15 protein-coding genes and 1 tRNA gene are annotated in these 20,129 nt (G+C 63.1%); 14 read left to right on the forward strand and 2 right to left on the reverse strand.

Annotation, left to right across the window (positions count from 1 at the left end; all coding sequences use genetic code 11):
- From C8J33_RS01675 to C8J33_RS01685, 3 genes are all read left to right on the forward strand, one after another.
- Entirely contained in the window at positions 1-1,914 is a 1,914-nt protein-coding gene (locus C8J33_RS01675) for a PhoX family protein (protein ID WP_132662842.1), read from the forward strand.
- A 359-nt stretch (positions 1,915-2,273) separates the two neighbouring features.
- On the forward strand, positions 2,274-3,515 hold the full coding sequence (locus C8J33_RS01680) for a TCR/Tet family MFS transporter (RefSeq protein WP_132662844.1): 1,242 nt from the start codon (positions 2,274-2,276) through the stop codon (positions 3,513-3,515).
- 154 nt (positions 3,516-3,669) lie between these two features.
- Positions 3,670-5,067, forward strand: coding sequence for an MATE family efflux transporter (locus tag C8J33_RS01685; protein WP_132662845.1), 1,398 nt, complete (start codon positions 3,670-3,672; stop codon positions 5,065-5,067).
- A 201-nt stretch (positions 5,068-5,268) separates the two neighbouring features.
- Here the strand turns inward: C8J33_RS01685 and carA are convergent, their stop codons facing one another.
- Positions 5,269-6,480 carry a glutamine-hydrolyzing carbamoyl-phosphate synthase small subunit gene (carA, locus tag C8J33_RS01690; protein WP_132662846.1) on the reverse strand — a complete coding sequence of 404 codons (1,212 nt, stop codon included), beginning with the start codon at positions 6,478-6,480 and terminating at the stop codon, positions 5,269-5,271.
- A gap of 330 nt (positions 6,481-6,810) precedes the next feature.
- Here carA and C8J33_RS01695 point away from each other — a divergent pair, with 330 nt between their 5' ends.
- From C8J33_RS01695 to C8J33_RS01740, 10 genes are all read left to right on the forward strand, one after another.
- Positions 6,811-7,269, forward strand: coding sequence for a GatB/YqeY domain-containing protein (locus tag C8J33_RS01695; RefSeq protein WP_132662847.1), 459 nt, complete (start codon positions 6,811-6,813; stop codon positions 7,267-7,269).
- A 144-nt stretch (positions 7,270-7,413) separates the two neighbouring features.
- On the forward strand, positions 7,414-9,465 hold the full coding sequence (dnaG, locus tag C8J33_RS01700) for a DNA primase (protein WP_132664417.1): 2,052 nt from the start codon (positions 7,414-7,416) through the stop codon (positions 9,463-9,465).
- Positions 9,466-9,766: 301 nt separating this feature from the next.
- The gene (gene recQ / locus C8J33_RS01705; protein WP_422038028.1) at positions 9,767-11,668 is read left to right on the forward strand and encodes a DNA helicase RecQ; all 1,902 of its coding nucleotides are present in this window, start codon (positions 9,767-9,769) and stop codon (positions 11,666-11,668) included.
- 588 nt (positions 11,669-12,256) lie between these two features.
- Positions 12,257-14,311, forward strand: a complete 2,055-nt coding sequence (rpoD, locus tag C8J33_RS01710) for an RNA polymerase sigma factor RpoD (RefSeq protein WP_110728286.1) — start codon at positions 12,257-12,259, stop codon at positions 14,309-14,311.
- 277 nt (positions 14,312-14,588) lie between these two features.
- Positions 14,589-15,164, forward strand: a complete 576-nt coding sequence (locus C8J33_RS01715; RefSeq protein WP_132662849.1) for a GNAT family N-acetyltransferase — start codon at positions 14,589-14,591, stop codon at positions 15,162-15,164.
- 67 nt (positions 15,165-15,231) lie between these two features.
- On the forward strand, positions 15,232-16,488 hold the full coding sequence (locus tag C8J33_RS27285) for a DUF930 domain-containing protein (RefSeq protein WP_132662851.1): 1,257 nt from the start codon (positions 15,232-15,234) through the stop codon (positions 16,486-16,488).
- Between the two features lie 106 nt (positions 16,489-16,594).
- Entirely contained in the window at positions 16,595-16,948 is a 354-nt protein-coding gene (locus C8J33_RS01725; RefSeq protein ID WP_132662852.1) for a DUF1428 domain-containing protein, read from the forward strand.
- 39 nt (positions 16,949-16,987) lie between these two features.
- Positions 16,988-17,410 (forward strand): secondary thiamine-phosphate synthase enzyme YjbQ, encoded by a 423-nt coding sequence (locus tag C8J33_RS01730; RefSeq protein ID WP_132662853.1) that lies wholly within the window; start codon positions 16,988-16,990, stop codon positions 17,408-17,410.
- A gap of 133 nt (positions 17,411-17,543) precedes the next feature.
- Complete coding sequence (locus tag C8J33_RS01735) at positions 17,544-17,948, forward strand: ketosteroid isomerase-related protein (RefSeq protein ID WP_132662855.1); 405 nt, start codon at positions 17,544-17,546, stop codon at positions 17,946-17,948.
- Between the two features lie 170 nt (positions 17,949-18,118).
- The gene (locus tag C8J33_RS01740) at positions 18,119-18,493 is read left to right on the forward strand and encodes a hypothetical protein (protein WP_132447609.1); all 375 of its coding nucleotides are present in this window, start codon (positions 18,119-18,121) and stop codon (positions 18,491-18,493) included.
- Positions 18,494-18,777: 284 nt separating this feature from the next.
- Here C8J33_RS01740 and C8J33_RS01745 read toward each other — a convergent pair whose 3' ends face one another.
- Positions 18,778-19,533, reverse strand: coding sequence for an SIMPL domain-containing protein (locus C8J33_RS01745; protein ID WP_132662856.1), 756 nt, complete (start codon positions 19,531-19,533; stop codon positions 18,778-18,780).
- A 153-nt stretch (positions 19,534-19,686) separates the two neighbouring features.
- On the opposite strand from C8J33_RS01745, the gene C8J33_RS01750 reads away from it, so the two are divergent.
- Positions 19,687-19,762, forward strand: a tRNA-Ile gene (locus C8J33_RS01750).
- The last annotated feature ends 367 nt before the right edge of the window (positions 19,763-20,129 follow it).

Below are 20,129 nucleotides of genomic sequence, written 5' to 3' on the forward strand. Positions count from 1 at the left end.
ATGGCAGACTGTCCCAGCATTTCATCGCCCGTCATCCGCGACATCATCGCGGCCCGGGCTTCGCGCAGAAGCTTTCTCAAGGGCTTTACGGCGATGGGAACCATCGCCGCGACCGGCACCGGCTTCGTCGGCTCGCTGTTTGCAGAGGAGAGTTTTGCGGCATCGGCTGCGTCCACCCTGCAATTCACCGAATTGAAGCGCGTCTACGACAAGGACATGGCGGTTGCGCCCGGCTACAAGGCCGACGTGGTCGCGCGCTGGGGCGATCCGATGACCGGATCTACGTCCGCCTTCGACGGAACCGTGCCCTCCGCTGCAGAACAGCTGATGCGCTTCGGCTATAATTGCGACTATATCGCCTTCATGCCGCTGCCCAAGGGTTCCGACAGCGCCAATCATGGCCTGCTCTGCGTCAACAACGAATATATCTCCCCGAACGTGATCTTTCCCGGCATGACCGAGGACGATGCCGGTGCGAAGATGACGCGGGAGCAGGTGGATTTCGGCATGGCGGCCATGGGTCATTCCATCGTCGAGGTGAAGATGGAGAATGGCGCCTGGGCCATGGTTCAGGACAGCACCTACAACCGCCGCTTGACGGTGGAAACGCCGATGGCGCTGTCCGGCCCGGTCGCCGGCCATGATCTCGTCAAGACCAAGGACGATCCGGAAGGCCGCCTCGTGCGCGGCACGAACTACAATTGCGGCGGCGGCGTCACCCCCTGGGGTACGGTGCTGACCTGCGAGGAGGGTGCTTCCGACACGTTCGGCGGCAAGCCGGACGGGTCGGCGATCGCGCCGGTGCTGGAGCGCTACGGCTTCGACGGTTCCGATATCTATGGCCGCGCCCGCTTCCATGATCGCTTCGACATGACCAAGGAGCCCAACGAGCCGAACCGTTTCGACTGGGTGGTCGAGATCGACCCTTACGATCCGTCTTCCACGCCCATCAAACGCACGGCGCTCGGCCGCATGAGTCACGAGGCTTCCACGGTCGTGCACAACAAGGACGGCCGGATCGTCGTCTACATGGGCGACGACGACTATTTCGAATACACCTATCGCTTCGTCACCAAGGCGGCCTTCGACTCCGCAAAGCCGGAAACGGCGAAGGACATTCTCGACGATGGCATCCTGTCCGTTGCGCGCTTCGATCCTGACGGTACGCTGCACTGGCTGCCGCTGGTGCACGGGCAGGGGCCGCTGACGGCCGAAAACGGCTTTGCCTCTCAGGCGGAGGTGCTGCTGAAGACGCGGCTTGCCGCAGACGCGGTCGGCGCGACGCCGATGGACCGGCCGGAAGACATGGAGACCAACCCGGTGACGGGCCGCGTCTACGCCGTCATGACCAAGAACAAGAAGCGCACACAGGACAAGCTGAACCCTGCCAACACCCGGCCGGAAAACCTGTGGGGGCATATCGTCGAGCTGATCCCGCCCGGCGGACGCGGCCGCGATGCAGACCATACAGCCGACATCTATGAATGGGACCTGTTCGTTCTCGCCGGCAATCCGGCCGATGCGGCGACGAAGGCGAGCTTCCATCCGGAAACCTCCGAAAACGGCTGGTTCGTCTGTCCCGACAACATCACCTTCGACCCCTCCGGCCGGCTCTGGGTCGCGACGGATGGGGCGAATGATTTTGGCCTGCCGGACGGGATCTACGGCATCGACACGGAAGGTCCGGCCCGCGGCCTGCCGAAGCTGCTTTTCACCTGCCCGGCCGGTGCGGAGGCGACCGGGCCTTGCTTCACGCCCGATGGCAAGACCCTGTTCGTCTCCGTACAGCATCCGGCCGAGGATGCCGAAACGCTGGACAAGGCCGAAACCCTCTGGCCGGACTTCAAGGGCACGCTGCCCCGGCCGTCCGTCGTCGCGATCCGTAAGATCGAGGACGGCGCCGTCGGCGCCTGATCCGCGCCCGATCGACGCATTGCCGCTGCGCGACCCGGACCATCTTATACGATTTCCGGCTGATCGCTTCGCGAACCGGAAATCAAGAGCCATCGAAAATCTCTGGCCGGAAGGCCAGATTTTCAATGGACGGAATACGGTTTCCGGTCTGATCAACCGGAAACCGTATTACACGGCCGGGTCCTGTTCTCTTTCCGCCGCCGGTATGCGCGGCGAGGATCGGAGCGACAATGGCCGTTGCCTCGCTTCCTGCTTGCCTCTACAGCAGCGGAAAGCAGACGGAGCCCGACAGGGTCGGACGGTTTGCGTTAGGGCCTCGTGTCTTCGAGACGCGCGGTGCGGGAGTGGGGAGGTTTGGCATGATCGATCCGGCATCCGCGAGGCGGGGGCTTTTCCTCGTTTTCATGATCCTCTTTCTCGACATCATCGGCATCGCGATCATCATGCCGGTGCTGCCGGCCTTTCTGGCGGAACTGACGGGAGATACGGTCAGCGACACGGCCATTGATGGCGGCTGGCTGCTGCTTGTCTATTCCGGCATGCAGTTTCTGTTTGCTCCGCTGATCGGCAATCTCTCCGACAGGTTCGGCCGCCGCCCGGTTCTTCTCGCATCGGTGCTGACATTCGCGATCGACAACCTGATCTGCGCGCTGGCCACGAGTTTCGGCATGCTGTTCGTCGGCCGCATTCTCGCCGGCATCTCCGGTGCCAGCTTTTCCACCGCCTCGGCCTTCATCGCCGACGTTTCCGACGACAGCAACCGCGCCAAGAATTTCGGTCTCATCGGCATTGCCTTCGGCACGGGCTTTGCGCTGGGGCCGGTCATCGGCGGCGCGCTCGGCGAGTTCGGACCGCGTGTGCCGTTCTATGGTGCGGCGCTGCTCTCCTTCGTCAATTTCGTAATTGCCTTCTTCCTGCTGCCGGAAACGCTGGAGCGCAAGCATCGCCGGCGCTTCGAGTGGCGGCGCGCCAATCCGCTCGGCGCACTGCGCCAGATGCGCAGCTATCCCGGCATCGGCTGGGTGCTGCTGGTGTTCTTCCTCTATTGGCAGGCCCATGCGGTCTATCCCTCCGTCTGGTCCTTCGTCGCCACCTATCGCTATGGCTGGAGCGAGGGGCAGATCGGCCTGTCGCTCGGCGTCTTCGGGATCTGCAGCGCGATCGTCATGGCCTTCATCCTGCCGCGCATCATTCCCGTGCTCGGCGAATGGCGCGCCGGCGCGGTCGGCCTCGTCTTCTGCTGCGTCGGGCTTTTCGGCTATGCCTTCGCCTTCCAGGGCTGGATGGTCTATGCCGTGATCGCCGCAACGTGCCTGGAGGCCCTTGCCGACCCGCCGCTGCGCTCGATCGCTGCTGCCAAGGTACCACCTTCCGCGCAGGGAGAGCTTCAAGGCGCTCTTTCCAGCATCTCCTCCTTCACGACCATCCTCGGGCCGCTGGTCTTCGCGCATATCTTCAGCCGGTTCACGGCGGCTGATGCGCCGGTGACCTTTGCCGGCGCACCCTACATCCTCTCCGCCGTCCTCATCGCCGCCGCCGTTTTCCTCTACGTGACTCGCCTGAAACCGAAGGACGCATCCGCCGAAATTCCGAGGATCTGATCGGAAACTGCCTCGAAAACGATCAATCTCCGTGATGTCTGGATGAAATTTCCAGCAGTGCCTGCCTCTCGCTGGAGGTTTGCTGCCATTCGCGCTATGAGCGACACGTCGCGTGAGCCCATTCCGGCCGCGACGGACCAGAGGCTTTTCGATCATGCTGACGTCAACGCACCCCGCTGCGGGGGATATCCGTGGGGACAATTCCTGGGCTGCACACTTCCGCGGGAGCGTCATTCTCGGCGTGCCCTTCGTTGCCGCGCAGATCGCGCAGCTTGCCATCAACACCACCGACGTGGTGATGGTGGGCAAGCTGGGTGCGACGGAGCTTGCCTCCATCATTCTCGCGACGCAGATGTTTTTCACCATCTTCGTGTTCGGATCCGGCTTTTCCAACGCGGTCGTGCCGATGGTGGCACAGGCCGTGGGGCGTGGTGACGTCGTCTCGACCCGGCGTTCCGTGCGCATGGGCATGTGGGCGGTGCTGATCTACGGCGTCCTCACCGCGCCGATCCTGTGGCTGGCCGAGCCGATCCTGCTCTTTGCCGGCCAGCAGCCGGAGGTGGCGGCGAAGGCCGCCGGCTATCTGCATGTCGCACAATGGGCTGTCTTCCCGAGCCTCGTCTTCATGGTGCTGCGGGCCTTCCTCAGCGGACTGGAGCGCGCGGGGATCATTCTCTACATCACCCTGATTACGCTCGTTCTCAATGCCGGCTTCTGCTACCTGCTGATCTATGGCCATTTTGGCTTTCCGGCGCTCGGCATGGTCGGGGCGGCCTGGGCGGCACTGGCGGTCGCCATCCTCGGCCTCGTGCTTGCCATCGTTTACATCCAGCGACATGCGGAACTGCGCGGCTTCGAACTCTTTGTCCGGTTCTGGAATCCCGACTGGCATGCGCTGAAGGAAGTCGTGCTGCTGGGCCTGCCGATCGCCTTGACGATTCTCGCCGAAGTCAGCCTCTTCACCGTCGCGTCGCTGCTCATGGGCACGATCGGCACGGTGGAATTGGCGGCCCACGGCATCGCCCTGCAATTTGCCTCCATCGCCTTCATGATCCCGCTCGGACTTGCCCAGGCGGCCACCGTGCGCGTCGGGCTTGCCTATGGCCGCGGCGACATGGAGGGCGTGCGCAAAGCCGGCATCTCGGCACTCGCGCTTGGCATCATCTGCGCGGCTCTCGGATCCACGCTGTTTGCCGTCATCCCCTACGCGCTCGCCGCGCTCTATCTTGATACGACCCGGACGGATGCAGCGCTCGTGCTGGCCTATGCAGGCCCCCTGATCGTCATCGCCGGCGCCTTCCAGCTTGTCGATGGCCTCCAGGCCATTGCTGCTGGCATGTTGCGCGGGTTGAAGGACACGACGGTGCCGATGGTGCTGGCGCTGATCTCCTACTGGCCGATCGGCTTTTTCTCCGCCTGGATCTTCGCCTTTCCACTCGGCTTCGGCGGGCAGGGCGTCTGGTACGGCTTCTCGCTCGGCCTGCTCGCCGCAGCCGTGCTGCTGAACGCGCGGTTCTTCCGGATCGTTCGCAAGCTGAGCGAAACGGCTTAGGAGAGAGTTCGGCCCCTGCCTCGCAGGTTCGGGCGGGTTCCGACAGGACTTCCGTCTCAGACGGTGGGGATAACTCCGGCGCGCATCGGGCAGGCGCGTTCCGTCAACCGCCGCGTCGATCCGCGCCGAGGTTCCGTCCTCGACGCCGGCTGCTGGCAAGCTGACCGGCGGCGATCCGGCGGCTCAGCCTGCGTCAGCCCATCAGGCGCGTTCCGCCAGAGCGACCTCGCCCTTCTTTTCGCGCAGCAGATTGACGAAGCGGCGGAAGAGGTAGTGGCTGTCCTGCGGGCCGGGGGAGGCTTCAGGGTGATGCTGGACGGAGAAGACGGGCTTGCCGGAGAGGCGCAGGCCGCAATTGGTGCCGTCGAACAAAGAGACGTGGGTCTCCTCGACGCCGGCCGGGAGCGAGGCCGAGTCGACCGCGAAGCCATGGTTCATCGAGACGATTTCGACCTTGCCGGTCGTATGGTCCTTCACCGGATGGTTGGCGCCGTGATGGCCCTGGTGCATCTTTTCGGTCTTGCCGCCGAGCGCAAGGCCCAGCATCTGGTGGCCGAGGCAGATGCCGAAGACCGGGATGTCGGTTTCGATCAGCTCGCGGATGACAGGCACGGCATATTCGCCGGTCGCTGCCGGATCTCCCGGGCCGTTCGAGAGGAAGACGCCATCCGGGTTGAGCGCGAGAACATCGTCCTTGCTCGCCGTTGCCGGCACGACCGTGACCTTGCAGTCGAGCCCGGTGAAGAGACGCAGAATGTTGCGCTTCACACCGTAGTCGATGCAGACGACATGGTACTTTGCCGCATCCGCCGTCAGCGTGGCCGTGCCCTCGTTCCAGACCCAGGGCTTTTCATTCCAGACAGAGGACTGACCCGAGGTCGCGACCTTGGCGAGGTCGAGGCCTTCGAGGCCGCTCCAGTCCTTCGCCATCGCCTTCAGCGCGTCGATGTCGAACTGCCCATTGGCATCATGGGCGATGACGGCGTTCGGGGCGCCATTCTCACGGATCCAGGCCGTCAGAGCGCGCGTGTCGATGCCGCACATGCCGATGATCCCGCGGGCCTTCAGCCAGGCGTCGAGATGGCGCACGGCGCGGTAGTTGGAGGGGTCGGTGATATCGGCCTTGAAGATGACGCCGACCGCGCCGTGGCGAGCTGCCGGCGTCAGGTCCTCGATGTCTTCGTCATTGGCGCCGACATTGCCGATATGGGGGAAGGTGAAGGTGACGATCTGGCCGAGATAGGACGGGTCGGTCAGGATTTCCTGGTAGCCGGTGAGGGCCGTGTTGAAACAGACTTCGGCGGGAACGGCGCCGGTCGCCCCGATGCCCTTGCCTTCGATCACGGTGCCGTCCGCCAGGACGAGCATGGCGGTTGCGGTTTCAATGGTCCATGGAGCGGTCATCGGCGTCATCCCGTTGCGGCGAGGCGGCGGAAGATCGGGCCACCGGGTCGCCAAGCTTCTCAGCACCCGGTGCCGCCCGGCGCATGCGGGCGCGGGTCGCAATTCGGGTCTCTCTTGGTGCAGGTCCTCGACATAAGCGCGCGGTTGCGCGCGGTCAACCACTGCCAATGGAAATCCGCTGAATAATGCAGCCGCGCCCCGCGCTGCTCGCAAGAGGTCGCCGGCCATCCCATCTGATGACGAAGCTGTTTGTTGCGGCCTTGCCGATGGTCTATGAGGGCCGCCAGGACGAAACACCCACAAGAGACGACACACCCACAAGAGACAAGGGAGATACCCATGCTGCGCGACACGATCAACGATGCCCTGAAGACGGCCATGAAGGCCAAGGATGCCCGCCGGGTTTCCACGCTGCGACTGGTGCAGGCCGCGCTGAAGGACCGCGATATCGCCAATCGCGGCGTCGGCAAGCCGGAAACGACCGATGACGAACTGCTGCAGATCCTTGCGAAAATGGTCAAGCAGCGCGAAGAATCTGCGAAGGTCTACGAGGATGCCGGCCGGCCGGAACTGGCGACCCATGAGCGCGAGGAAATCGTCATCATCGCCGACTTCCAGCCGGAGCAGTTCTCCGAAGCGCGGGTGAAGGAGGTCGTTGCGGTCGCCATTGCCGATGCTGAGGCAACGGGGCCGAAAGACATGGGCAAGGTCATGGCGATCCTGAAGGAGCGGCATGCCGGCCAGATGGATTTCGCCAAGGCATCCGGCGTGCTGAAGGGCCTTCTGTCGGGCGCCTGATGCCGTTCGTCTGCGCGATGTCTGGCGGTCGATGACATGGATGCCGGCTTCGCTTTTCCCGCTGGCGAGTGTCTTGCCTGTGGATAGCGGTGAGGGATGTTGCGCGCTGTAGCAGTACGGCGCGCAAGCGACTATATCGGGCGCATGCGTTTTTCCCCGACCTTTCTCGAAGAGATCAAGGATCGCGTTCCGATTTCGGACGTGATCGGCAAGCGCGTGACCTGGGACCGGAAGAAAACCAACGCGTCCAAGGGCGACTATTGGGCCTGCTGCCCCTTTCACGGAGAGAAGTCGCCGAGCTTCCACTGTGAAGATCGGAAGGGGCGCTACCATTGCTTCGGCTGCGGTGTTTCGGGCGATCATTTCCGGTTTCTGAACGAACTCGACGGGATGAGCTTTCCCGAGGCCGTGCAGCAGATCGCCGATCTCGCCGGTGTTGCCATGCCGCAGCCGGACGTGGAAGCGGAGAAGCGCGACAGGGAGCGTTCCACCCTGCAGGACGTCATGGAAATGGCGACGCAATTCTTTCAGGATCAGCTTCAGACTGCGAACGGCGCCCGCGCGCGGGCCTATCTGCGTGACCGGGGCCTGACGGGGCGGACGATCGAGACCTTCCGGCTCGGTTACGCGCCGGAAAGCCGCAACGCCTTGAAGGAGCACCTTGCCAACAAGGGCATTCCGCGCGAGCAGATCGAGGCCTGCGGTCTCGTGGTGCACGGTCCCGACATCGCGGTATCCTACGACCGTTTTCGCGACCGGATCATGTTTCCGATCCTGTCGTCGCGCGAGAAGGTGATCGCGTTCGGCGGGCGGGCCATGTCGCCCGATGCGCCCGCGAAGTACCTGAATTCCAACGAGACCGAACTCTTTCACAAGGGTAACGTGCTCTATAATTTTGCCCGCGCCCGCCGAACGCTGGGGGGCGCCGACGGCAACGACACGATCATCGCCGTCGAAGGCTATATGGACGTCATCGCTCTCCATCAGGCGGGGATCGAGAACGCGGTGGCACCGCTTGGGACGGCGCTGACCGAGAACCAGCTGGAGCTTCTCTGGAAGCTGACGCAGGAGCCGATCCTCTGCTTCGATGGTGACGGTGCCGGTATCCGGGCTGCCAATCGCGCCGTCGATCTCGCGCTGCCGCACCTGAAGCCCGGTCGCTCCGTGCGGTTCGCGCTGCTGCCGGACGGCAAGGACCCCGACGATCTCGTGCGGGAAGAGGGACGGGCGCCGTTTGACCGCGTTCTGGTGGCGGCACGATCCCTTTCCGAAATGGTCTGGACCCGGGAGATCCAGTCGGGAAGCTTCGAGACGCCGGAAAAGCGGGCGGAGCTCGAGGCGAAGCTGAAGCAGGTCGTGGGCGTGATCGGCGACGAGAGCGTTCGCCGGCACTACGGCCAGGCGATGCGCGACCGGCTCAATACCTATCTGCGCGGGCCGCAGCGCTCCGGCTTCCAAGGCGGCGGCTTTCAGGGCGGAAACCATGGGCGCGGCGGAGGGACGGGTGGCTTCCAGCCCGGTGGCGGACAAAGGAGCGGCGGGCCAGGCGGTGGCCGATCCGGCGGTCGCGGCGGTTTCGGCAAGGAATCGGCGCCGATGCGCAGTCTTTCGGGCGTATCCGACCGGCTGGCACGGTCCTCGATCGTCTCCGGCGTGCAGTCGCTGCCGCCGCTGAAGGAAAGCGTGCTGGCCCTGACGATCGTCAATCATCCCGACGTGCTGTTTGCCGAATATGACGAGATCTCGGTGATCGACTACGAGAGCAAGGAGCTTCAGCGCCTCTGGTCGCAGGTGCTGAACGCGGCCGCCGCCAAGGGGCCGCGGCTGACGCGCGAGATGCTGGTCGAAAACCTCGAGGCCGCCGGTTTCGCCGGGCTTCTCGCCATGCTCGACCAGCAGGTTCGGTTCGCCCGCCTCTGGATCGCCACGCAGGCAGCCGATCCTGCCGATGCGCTGGAAGGCTATCGACAGGCTCTGGCACTGCACAAGCGCACGAAGGCGCTTCTCTGGCAGCGTCGCGAGCTGGAGCGGGATCTCGCACGGGCAACGGAAGATGGTGACGACGAACTGGCAAGCCTTGTCCTGCGCAATATGGAAGAGGTGCAGAACGAAGTGGAGCGCCTGGAGAATCAGGAGGCGATTATCGAAGGATTTGGCGTGCTCTCCGGACGGGTCAAAGGGCCGGGTGCCAAATGACGGATGGACTGTAGAGGTCATTCCGCTGCTCCTTGTCCCTGCTCCGGTTGATGGTTTCCAACACGCGACCCGCTCTGGTCTGTGCGAAGAGGCGCGTGTCGTTCATGAGGGAATCCTAATTCATATTATGAACAAATCAAGAACAAATCGCTTTTCTTTCGTCCCTCTTTCTGTATTCTCTTAAGCCACGCCAGATGGGCAGGCAGGTGCACTCTGCTGTGGTCTTCATGGCGTTCGGCAGCCAGCGCCCTCGCGCGGGCTGGTGGAATCGTGCAGAATGGCTTTCATGACATCTTCTCAAGTGCCTTCTTTCTCGACACGTAACGATCCGGTTCTCGATCCACCGGGCAGACAACGGCGGGAGTCCGGGCAGACCACGTTTCAAGCAACCGGCAAGGCGCCGCTGGATGTGTTGAAAGCCGTCTATGGCTATTCCGTTTTCCGCGGACAGCAGGGTGAGGTGGTCGAGCATGTGGTTTCGGGCGGGGATGCGGTGGTGCTGTTCCCGACGGGGGCCGGTAAGTCGCTCTGTTTCCAAGTGCCGGCGCTGTGCCGATCCGGGCTCGGGATCGTCGTGTCTCCTTTGATCGCGCTGATGCGCGACCAGGTGGAGGCCTTGAAGGCGCTCGGCGTTCGGGCTGCGGCGCTGAATTCGTCGCTGTCGCGCGAAGACTTCATCGACGTGCGGCGATCGGTGCGCGACGGGACGCTCGATCTGCTCTACGTCACGCCGGAGCGGATCGTGACCGACGGGTTTCGCGAGATGGTGGCGGGGGTGGAGATCGCATTGTTCGCGATCGATGAGGCACACTGCGTATCGCAATGGGGGCATGATTTCCGGCCGGAATATCGCACGCTCGGGCAACTGGCGACGCTCTATCCCGGTGTGCCTCGTCTGGCGCTGACGGCGACCGCCGATCCGCAGACGCGCGGCGATATCATCGAGCGGCTGGCGCTCTCGGATGCGCGCGTGTTCAGCTCGAGTTTCGACCGGCCGAACATCGCCTATGAGATCGTCGAGCGCGACCAGCCGCGCCAGCAATTGCTTCGCTTTCTCTCGCGACACAAGGGCGCGAGCGGCATCGTCTATTGCCTGTCGCGTGCGAAGGTCGAGGACACGGCGGAGTGGCTGAACGGGCAGGGCATCCGCGCGCGCGCCTACCATGCCGGCATGGACCGCGCCGTGCGTGACGCGAACCAGGACGCCTTCCTAAAGGAGGAAAACCTCTGCCTCGTGGCGACGGTCGCCTTCGGCATGGGGATCGACAAGCCGGATGTGCGCTATGTAGCGCATCTCGATTTGCCGGGCTCTGTGGAGGCCTATTACCAGGAGACAGGGCGCGCCGGGCGTGACGGCCTGCCGTCTCAGGCCTGGATGGCCTATGGCATGGCCGACGTCATCCAGCGGCGCAAGATGATCGACGAAGGCGGGGCGGCCGAAGACATCAAGCGCATTGAGCGGGGCAAGCTCGGGTCGCTTCTCGGCATCTGCGAGACGGCGTCCTGCAGGCGGCAGGCGATCCTCGCGCATTTCGGCGAGCGCCATGCCGGCGGCTGCGGCAATTGCGATACCTGCCTCAATCCGGTGGAGACATGGGATGGCACGGAGGCGGCCATCAAAGCGCTGGCGGCCGTCTATCGCACGGGCGAACGCTTTGGCGCAGGTCACGTCATCGATGTACTCACCGGCACGGTGAACGAGAAGACGACGCGGTTTGGCCATGCGGATATGCCGGTGTTCGGGGCGGGCAAGGAGATTGCGGCGAAGACCTGGCAGTCGATCCTGCGGCAGTTGCTGGCTGCCGGCTTTCTCAGCGTCGATCACGCTGCGTTCGGCGCCCTGAAGCTGGAGCCGACGGCGCGGGCGGTCTTCAAGAAGGAGACGGAAGTGCGGTTCCGCAAGGACCGCCCGACATCTGCCAAGGCGGCCAGAAATGCACGCTCGCCGGCAGCAAAGGAAAAGGCGGCACTGGACGGGTCGGATCTCGAACTCTTCGAGGCGCTCCGGGCGGAGCGTGCGGAAATCGCCCGCGGCATGAACGTGCCGCCCTATGTCGTCTTCCCGGATACGACGCTGATCGCGCTTGCCAAGATGCGGCCGGATGATGCGGACGATCTGCTGGATGTTCCCGGCATCGGGCAGAGCAAGAAGGAGCGGTTCGGCGAGCAGTTCCTGGAGGTCATCCGGACGTTCCGCGGATAGTGTCCGCCTGTCCTTAAGCCTGTCTCTCGACGGTATGCTGTGGTTTAGCCGGACCATCACACGTGAACGCAGCCATCGTCCTGTTGAAGGGCTCTTTTCATGCCAAGTGCAAGAAAGTCATGTGAGATTTCACTTACCCTTGCAGGTGTCTCGGGTGAAAAAAGACGAGCGCGGTTGCTTGCGTGCGCAACCTTTCGTCTTGCTCTTGTCTTGCGGGTGAAACGTCCTACATCTGCCTAGCAGATAGACATAGCGGCAATGCCGAGCCTTAATTACGGCGTTTTTCGCCTAATTGCGCTGTTTTCTGCCGGAAGAGCTTGACGTAGCCGAAGAATCTGGGAATCAACCGTCTTTGGCTTGGAAGGTTTATTGGATACGGCGGAAACGATCATCATGCAAGTGATGTTTGGAGCGTGCTGCTGTCGCAGCCGACCGGGATGATCGCGGCATATGCCGTGGTTAATCGGGAATTAATATCAGCCCGTTAGGTCAGGGGTAATGTTCGCGGTGTTGCGCCGAAAGGCGCCCGGGCCACACGGCTCGTCACCGCTCCAACGTGGAATGCTGGTCCAAAGAAAGCGACGAAGAATGGCAACCAAAGTCAAAGAGAACGAAGAAGCCGAATCTGAACGCGACGGCGCAACGGACGGCCCGCTTCTCGATCTCTCGGACGACGCGGTCAAGAAGATGATCAAGGCCGCCAAGAAGCGCGGCTACGTCACGATGGACGAGCTGAACTCCGTGCTCCCGTCCGAAGAGGTGACCTCCGAGCAGATCGAAGACACGATGGCCATGTTGTCCGACATGGGCATCAATGTCGTCGAGGACGAAGAGGTCGACGAGAACGCATCCGGCGGCGAGGAAGAGGCAAGCGACGACGAGCCCGATAGCGAGGGCGGCGAGATCGCGACCTCCAGCGGCACCGCGCTTGCAACCGCAAAGAAGAAAGAACCGACCGACCGCACCGACGATCCGGTGCGGATGTATCTGCGCGAAATGGGCTCGGTCGAGCTCCTTTCGCGCGAGGGCGAAATCGCGATCGCCAAGCGCATCGAGGCCGGTCGCGAGACGATGATCGCGGGCCTCTGTGAGAGCCCGCTGACGTTCCAGGCCATTATCATCTGGCGTGATGAACTGAACGAAGGCCAGACGCTGCTGCGTGAGATTATCGATCTCGAAACGACCTATTCGGGTCCGGAGGCCAAGGCTGCGCCGCAGTTCCAGTCGCCTGAGAAGATCGAGGCGGATCGCAAGGCGGCCGAAGAGAAGGAAAAGACCCGCCGTTCGCGCACCAGCGAAGACGATATTACCAATGTCGGTGGCGAGGGCCTGCCGCCCGAGGAGGAGGAAGAGGACGACGACGAGTCGAACCTTTCGCTCGCCGCGATGGAAGCGGAACTGCGCCCGCAGGTCATGGAAACGCTCGACATCATTGCCGAGACCTACAAGAAGCTGCGCAAGCTGCAGGATCAGCAGGTCGAGTTGCGGATGAATGCCGCGACGGGATCGCTGACATCCGCTCAGGAAAAGAAGTACAAGGAGCTTAAAGACGAGCTCATCACCGCCGTGAAGTCGCTGTCGCTCAACCAGAATCGTGTCGATAACCTGGTCGAGCAGCTCTATGACATCAACAAGCGGCTGGTGCAGAACGAAGGCAAGCTGTTGCGTCTTGCTGAAAGCTACGGCGTGAAGCGCGACTCGTTCCTGGAGCAGTATTCCGGTAGCGAACTCGTGACGAACTGGATGGAAACGGTCAGCAACCTGACGGGACGTGGCTGGGCGCCCTTCGTGAAGAACGAAGAGCACATGATCAGCACGATCCGCGGCGAGATCCACAATCTGGCGACGGAAACCGGCATTTCGATCTCGGAATTCCGCCGGATCGTTCACATGGTCCAAAAGGGCGAGCGTGAAGCCCGGATCGCGAAGAAGGAGATGGTGGAAGCCAACCTCCGCCTCGTGATCTCGATCGCCAAGAAGTACACGAACCGCGGCCTTCAGTTCCTGGATCTTATTCAGGAAGGCAATATCGGCCTCATGAAGGCGGTCGATAAGTTCGAGTATCGTCGTGGTTACAAATTCTCGACCTATGCCACATGGTGGATTCGGCAGGCGATCACACGTTCGATTGCCGACCAGGCCCGCACGATCCGTATTCCGGTGCACATGATCGAGACGATCAACAAGATCGTCCGCACATCGCGCCAGATGCTGCACGAGATCGGCCGCGAGCCGACCCCGGAAGAGCTGGCCGAGAAGCTGGCCATGCCGCTCGAGAAGGTCCGCAAGGTCCTGAAGATCGCCAAGGAGCCGATTTCGCTCGAAACCCCCGTGGGCGACGAGGAAGACAGCCATCTCGGCGACTTCATCGAGGACAAGAACGCGCTGCTGCCGATCGATGCTGCCATTCAGGCGAACCTGCGCGAGACGACGACACGCGTTCTGGCGTCGCTGACGCCGCGCGAAGAGCGCGTCCTGCGCATGCGCTTCGGCATCGGTATGAACACGGACCACACGCTGGAAGAAGTCGGCCAGCAGTTCTCGGTCACCCGCGAACGTATTCGCCAGATCGAAGCGAAGGCGCTGCGCAAGCTCAAGCACCCGAGCCGGTCGCGCAAGCTGCGGTCGTTCCTCGACAGCTGAGCCACAGGCTCGGACCAGAGAAAGATACGGCGCCCGCGACAAGCGGGCGCCGTTTTCGTTTATGGGCTGAGGTGCCAGCCGGCCGCCTTGACTGTCGGCCGTAAGCTGCCTACGCTTTGCCTTATGAACCGCATCTGCTTCATGACGACCTGCATCGTGACATCCCGCATGGGGTGTGCGGAGCGTTGTCCGGACTGATCGTCTGTTCCGCCGTCCGTGCCCCCTTCCAAAGGGTGGCCCGGTGACGGCTCGCCCTTGACCCTTCAAGGAGCGATCCATGCCTGATCCATCACCGTTCTCCCATCCTTATGCCGATCGTCGTCTTCCCGAGGGGCTGAGACTTCGAGCGGCGGAGCAGCGCGATGTCGCGGGGATCACGGAGCTTTCCAATCTTCCGCTCTATCGCGCGGGTACGCAAAGGCTACCGTTTCAAAGCGAAGACGTAACGGCCCGGTGGTTGGGGTCAGGCGGGGAGGCGGCATCAACGGTGGTGGTGGCCGAGCTCAATGGGCGGATCGTCGGGCTGGGCGGCTTGCACCGCCAGACCGGCCGGCGCCAGCATGTCGCCATTCTCGGCCTCGGCGTTCATGACGATTTTCAACGGCAGGGTATCGGCGTGGCGCTGCTCGATGCGCTTCTGGATGCGGCTTTCAACTGGCTGCAGATCCGGCGTGTGGAACTGACGGTGTTTTCCGACAATGCGGGCGCGATCGCGCTTTACGAGCGGGCTGGCTTTCGCGGCGAGGGCCTTTTGCGGGCCTATGCGTTTCGCAACGGTGCCTATGCCGATGTCATCGCCATGGCGAAGATGTCGTGGGAACTTGGCTTGGAACCCGTGCAGGCAGAAAGCTGATCCTTATCCGTGATGAGAAAACGCCGGCGAGACCGCCCTCCGCTTGGTCTTGCGGCGGAAAGTGCCTATGTCCATCCCCGTGACATCAGATTCTTCTCAGCGGCGGTACGATAAACCTCTCCTGGCGATCCTCGCCTCGCTCGCGCTCCATGCCGCCGTGGTTGCTCCGTTCCTCCTGCAACTTCCCGAGAAAACGGCGGAGGCGCCCGTCGAGCCGAGCGTCACCGTGGAAATCGTGCCCGAGCCGGAACCACCGCCACCGCAGCCAGAGCCTGAGGCGACGAAAGCGGAGAAGGCACCGCGGTCGCCGGCCGCTGCCGCCAAGCCGGAGTCTGCATCTCCTCCGCCACCATCTGGCGCGACACCAGCTCCAGCCGAGCCGACGCCGCCCGCCGCGCCATCGCAGCCCTTCGAAGCGTCTGCAGCGGCGGAGCCGGATGCGCCACCGGACCCCGTCGATATGCCGGCACCGGATGGTGAGGCGAAACAAGCTGATACGGTACCGCCCGAGCCGGTCGGGGCGCCATCGAGGAGCCCTGCGCAAGCCGCGGAGAAATCGGATACGGCACCTCCCGCCACGGCCAAAGCGCCTGTCACGGAACCGACGCCGGGTGCGGCCGCATCACCAACGCCAGCGCCAGCGCCCGAACAGACGGAGACGTCGTCAGCCGTACCGGAGATCCTCGTGGGCACGACCACGTCGGGCGAAGGAAAGGGGGAGGCCGTTCCCCCGGCATTACCGAAGCCCGCCACCGAACCACCTTCTGCCGAGCAAGAGCAGCAGCCTTTGCGCGAAACACCTCTCCGTGAGGATGGTAAGAGCCCAGAGGAAACGCCAGCCGCTACGCCGTCCGAGAGCGCGGACGACTCCCCGATGACGCCGAGTGAGCAGGCGGCCTATGTTCCCGCTACGCCTGCCATCCCGCAGGCAAAGCCCACCCCGGCGCCGGCGCCGAAGCCGGCGAAGACTCTTTACTCCAAGAACATTCTGGCGGATCCGCGTGTGCGCGGCGCCTTGGACAAGTTACCGCCGGACGTACGTCTCGTGCAGATCTGCAGCATCGAGGCGCTTGAGCAGACACGACACTCCAGCGCGGCGTTTGTCCCGGAGATTATCAAGGTGTTCGGGAGGAATGGCGGCTTGATCTCCGGGCAGCATCTCAGCGCCCGCGGTGGCGCCGTCCGATCCCGTGGCGTGTGGCGCGAGATCACGTTCGAATGCACCGTCAACGCCACGTACGATACGATTACGGCCTTCCGCTTTGCCCTTGGCGGAGCGATTCCGCGCAGCGCCTGGGCCAGCCGCCGTCTCCCGGCGGATTAAGATTTCACCTTTGCGGTCGGCTTCCCCCTCGTTGCGGAACATCTCGCCAGCCTTCGCCTTCTTTCGCCATAACGAACGCACGCTCTTGCGCGTGAAAGGAGGAGATATGACCTACGTCGATGGTTTCATCGTCGCCGTGCGCCGGGATCGGCTCGACGACTATGCGGACCTCGCGCGGCTGGCCGGCGCAGTCTGGAAGGCGCATGGCGCGCTGGATTACGTGGAATGCGTCGGCGACGATTTGCCCTATGGGCAGGTCACCTCGTTTCCCCGCGCCGTGCAGGCAACCGGGGATGAGGTGGTGATCTTCGCCTGGATCGTCTACGCCTCCAAGGCCGAGCGGGATCTGATCGTGCCGAAGGTCATGGCGGATCCGCGACTGAAGATCGATCCGGACGCCATGCCGTTCGACGGGCAGAGAATGATCTATGGTGGGTTCAACACGCTGGTTCAGGTATAGAGTGGGCTTCCGCCGATCCATCAGCATCCGGGAGATGTCATGCCACAGACCATGCTGACCGTATCGACCCGCGGCGCGGGGCTCTATGAGTTTACCGGCGAGGTGCAGGCCTTCGTGCGACAGTCCGGGGTCGAGGAGGGCTTGATGACGGTGTTCGTCCGTCACACCTCCTGCTCGCTGCTTATCCAGGAAAATGCCGATCCGGATGTGCGGCGGGATCTCGACACGTTCTTCTCGCGCCTCGTGCCGCCGTCCGACGACCCGTCGATGCGCTGGGTCATTCACACCGACGAGGGCCCGGACGACATGCCGGCGCATATCAAGGCGGCGCTTACCGCCGTGTCGATCGGCATTCCCGTATCGGCGGGGCGCCTTGTGCTCGGCACGTGGCAAGGCCTCTATCTCTTCGAACATCGCCAGCGCCCGCATCGGCGCGAGGTGGTGCTTCATCTGGGACGTTAGTCGGGGGCATTCGTTCCGGCCGAGCGGAAACGGTCCGAACGAGACCACCGCTTGACATCGGCCACTCCCACATCATCTTTTTCTCATGGGCCTATGCTTTGATAAAGCGTGGGCGGACGACGATGGAGGAGAGATGACCGATGTACAGACGATCGCGCAGCGCTTCATGGAGGCTCTGAACCACCGCGATTTCGAAACGATCGCAGAGTTTCTGGACGAAGATGCGGCATTGGATACCCTGACCGGACAGCGCGCCATCGGCTCGCATCCCTTGCGCTTGGCGATCATGAGCTATTTTCGGCATTTTGACGAAGAATTCGTCGATATGGTGCCGATGCGCGATCAGCTTGGCCAGCGCGTCGCCGTGGATGTCACAGCGCGCGGACACTATCGCGAGAGCATGGCCGGCTTTCCCCCGGCAAGCGGGCAGTCCTATTCGATCCCGAGTGTCTTCGTCTTCGAGTTCGACGGGCCGAGCGTGACGCGCCTCACCCATTACCGGAACATCCGCATCTTCGAGCAGCAATTGCTGCGCTAGAGCGCATCTCTTCGTGCGCCTCGTTCAAAATGAACGGTACGTGAATGTGCGATTTTACCTGCGTTCAGCTTCCTCGCGCTAGAAAAGGGGCCTTCGCCGGAAGACGGCGAGCAACAGATGAACGCCCTGCGGCGACGCCGGTGCGCTCCAGAAGATCGAGGAAACGCTCCATGAAAACCATGATCACCCGACTTGCCGTTGCTGCGCTGATCGGCGTCTCCGGCCTTTCCGCCTTTGCCGGCACCGCATCCGCCGACCAGATCCGTCTCGGCCTGTACTCTGGCTCCGTCGTCGATGTTCAGTATCGCGACGAGCGCGACTGGTCGCGCAACCGCCACGATCGCGACCGCCGCGACTGGGGCCGTGATCGCCGTGGTCGTTGCGCACCGTGGCTTGCTGCCGACAAGGCCAGCGCCTACGGCCTGCGCCGCGCCCGCGTGGTCGACGTCACCCCGCGCCGCGTCGTCGTCGAAGGCCGCTTCCGCGGCGGTTTCCGCACGGTGACATTCGCAAATGTCCGGGGATGCCCTGCTCTCGGCCGGTAATCGAGCCACCGGCCTTGCAATAGGCACCTTCGGATTGCCGATCGTATGAATCGAAAAGCTTGCCGGGTCCAGACGGAGCCGGCAGGCTTTTTCAATGATGGGTGCTTTTGATGAGAATTCGCAGGGAAGAGGGAGAGATCCTGATAGCACACCGTCCCTCTGCTCCGGCGCGAATCTCCTCCGTCGCCGCCCCGCCTGGGATCTCATGAGCGGCGATGGATATTCCTATCCACCAGAAACGGAGCGGCGAGCCGGGACAAGGCTCGCCGCTTGTACCTTTGCTGTCAGGGATCGATTGCAAAGGTCACGTTGACCGTGACGTTGTAGTTGTTTTCGCCGTTGGCGATCGGAACGGACGTTTCGGCCATATCCTTGGCCATGGCGCGGGCCATGGGCATCGGTTCGGGGCGACCGGCATTCTCGTTGATCTCGATCACCCGCCCGAGTTTGACGCCTGCCGCTTCGGCAAGCGTCCGCGCTTTGGTTATCGCGTCGGCAACGGCGGCCTTGCGGGCTTCGTTGAGCGTTGCCTCCGGCTTGTCGTTCGTAAACTGGATGCTGCCGCCCTGATTGACGCCGAGCGTCACGGCCTGATCGATGATCGCGCCCAGCTTGGCGATCTCGCGCAGACGCACGGTCAGCGTGTTGGCCACCTGATAGCCGATGAGGGTCGGGGGCTCGGTGCCGTTGTTGTTTTCGGGGTAGCGGTACTGCGGATTGACGGCAAAGCCGGAGGTCTGGAGATCCCGATCGGCGATGCCGCCGGTGCGCAGTGCGCCCAGCACATCGGTCATCGCCTTCGAGTTGCCGTCGAGCGCTTCCCGCGCCGTCTTGCCGTCCGTCACCACGCTGAAGGAGAGGATCGCCATATCCGGCGCGACAGCCGCGCGTCCCTCACCGCTGACCTCGATCACGGCCTCGCGATGCGGCGGCGGTGTCTGGGCGAAAGCGGGCAGGGCCGCCGTGGTCGCCAGGGCGAGCGCGAGAGTGGCGGCGAGGCCAGCCGGAAGGGCACGGCGCAGGCGGAGCGTTGACGTCATATCAGGTTCTTTCTCTTCATCTATTTCGTCCCTGCAACCTTGTTGCGGGCCGAATGTGAAGGGAATACGGCGGTCCCTTGTGACAATCCCGAAATTCCGCTAAAGCCATCCCGCGGAGGCCACCATTGACCTCCCGCAACGGCACCGCCGTCAGGGCCTGTAGCTCAATGGTTAGAGCCGGCGGCTCATAACCGCTTGGTTGGGGGTTCGAGTCCCTCCGGGCCTACCAATGACTTGTGGCTCCCCTCTTGACGTGGATCTGCTACCTATTGTGGATGGATAAGAATCGCACTCCGGAACAGCTACACGCCGAGTTGAAGGCGCTAGTTGATAGCGCCCCTAATCTGTTGATATGCGACGTCCAACTGCCAGAGATTCGGCGGTGGTTGGGCAGGGCCTATGTCTCAGTGGAATCTATTTCGGGATTGGCCGACGCGGTCACATTCAAAGTCTCTTCGGACAATCTAGACAGCGCGTTGCGGCGGATGAATGCTCAAGCGATCATGGGGTGCGTCAATCGAGCGTTGTCGCGTGTAGAGGCTCAGCTGCCGCACAGCAACGGCAACGCTTTTATTCAGCCGGGTGACTTATGGGGC

The sequence above is a fragment of the Rhizobium sp. PP-CC-3G-465 genome (genome assembly GCF_004343445.1).
In the GTDB taxonomy this organism is placed as follows: domain Bacteria; phylum Pseudomonadota; class Alphaproteobacteria; order Rhizobiales; family Rhizobiaceae; genus Ferranicluibacter; species Ferranicluibacter rubi.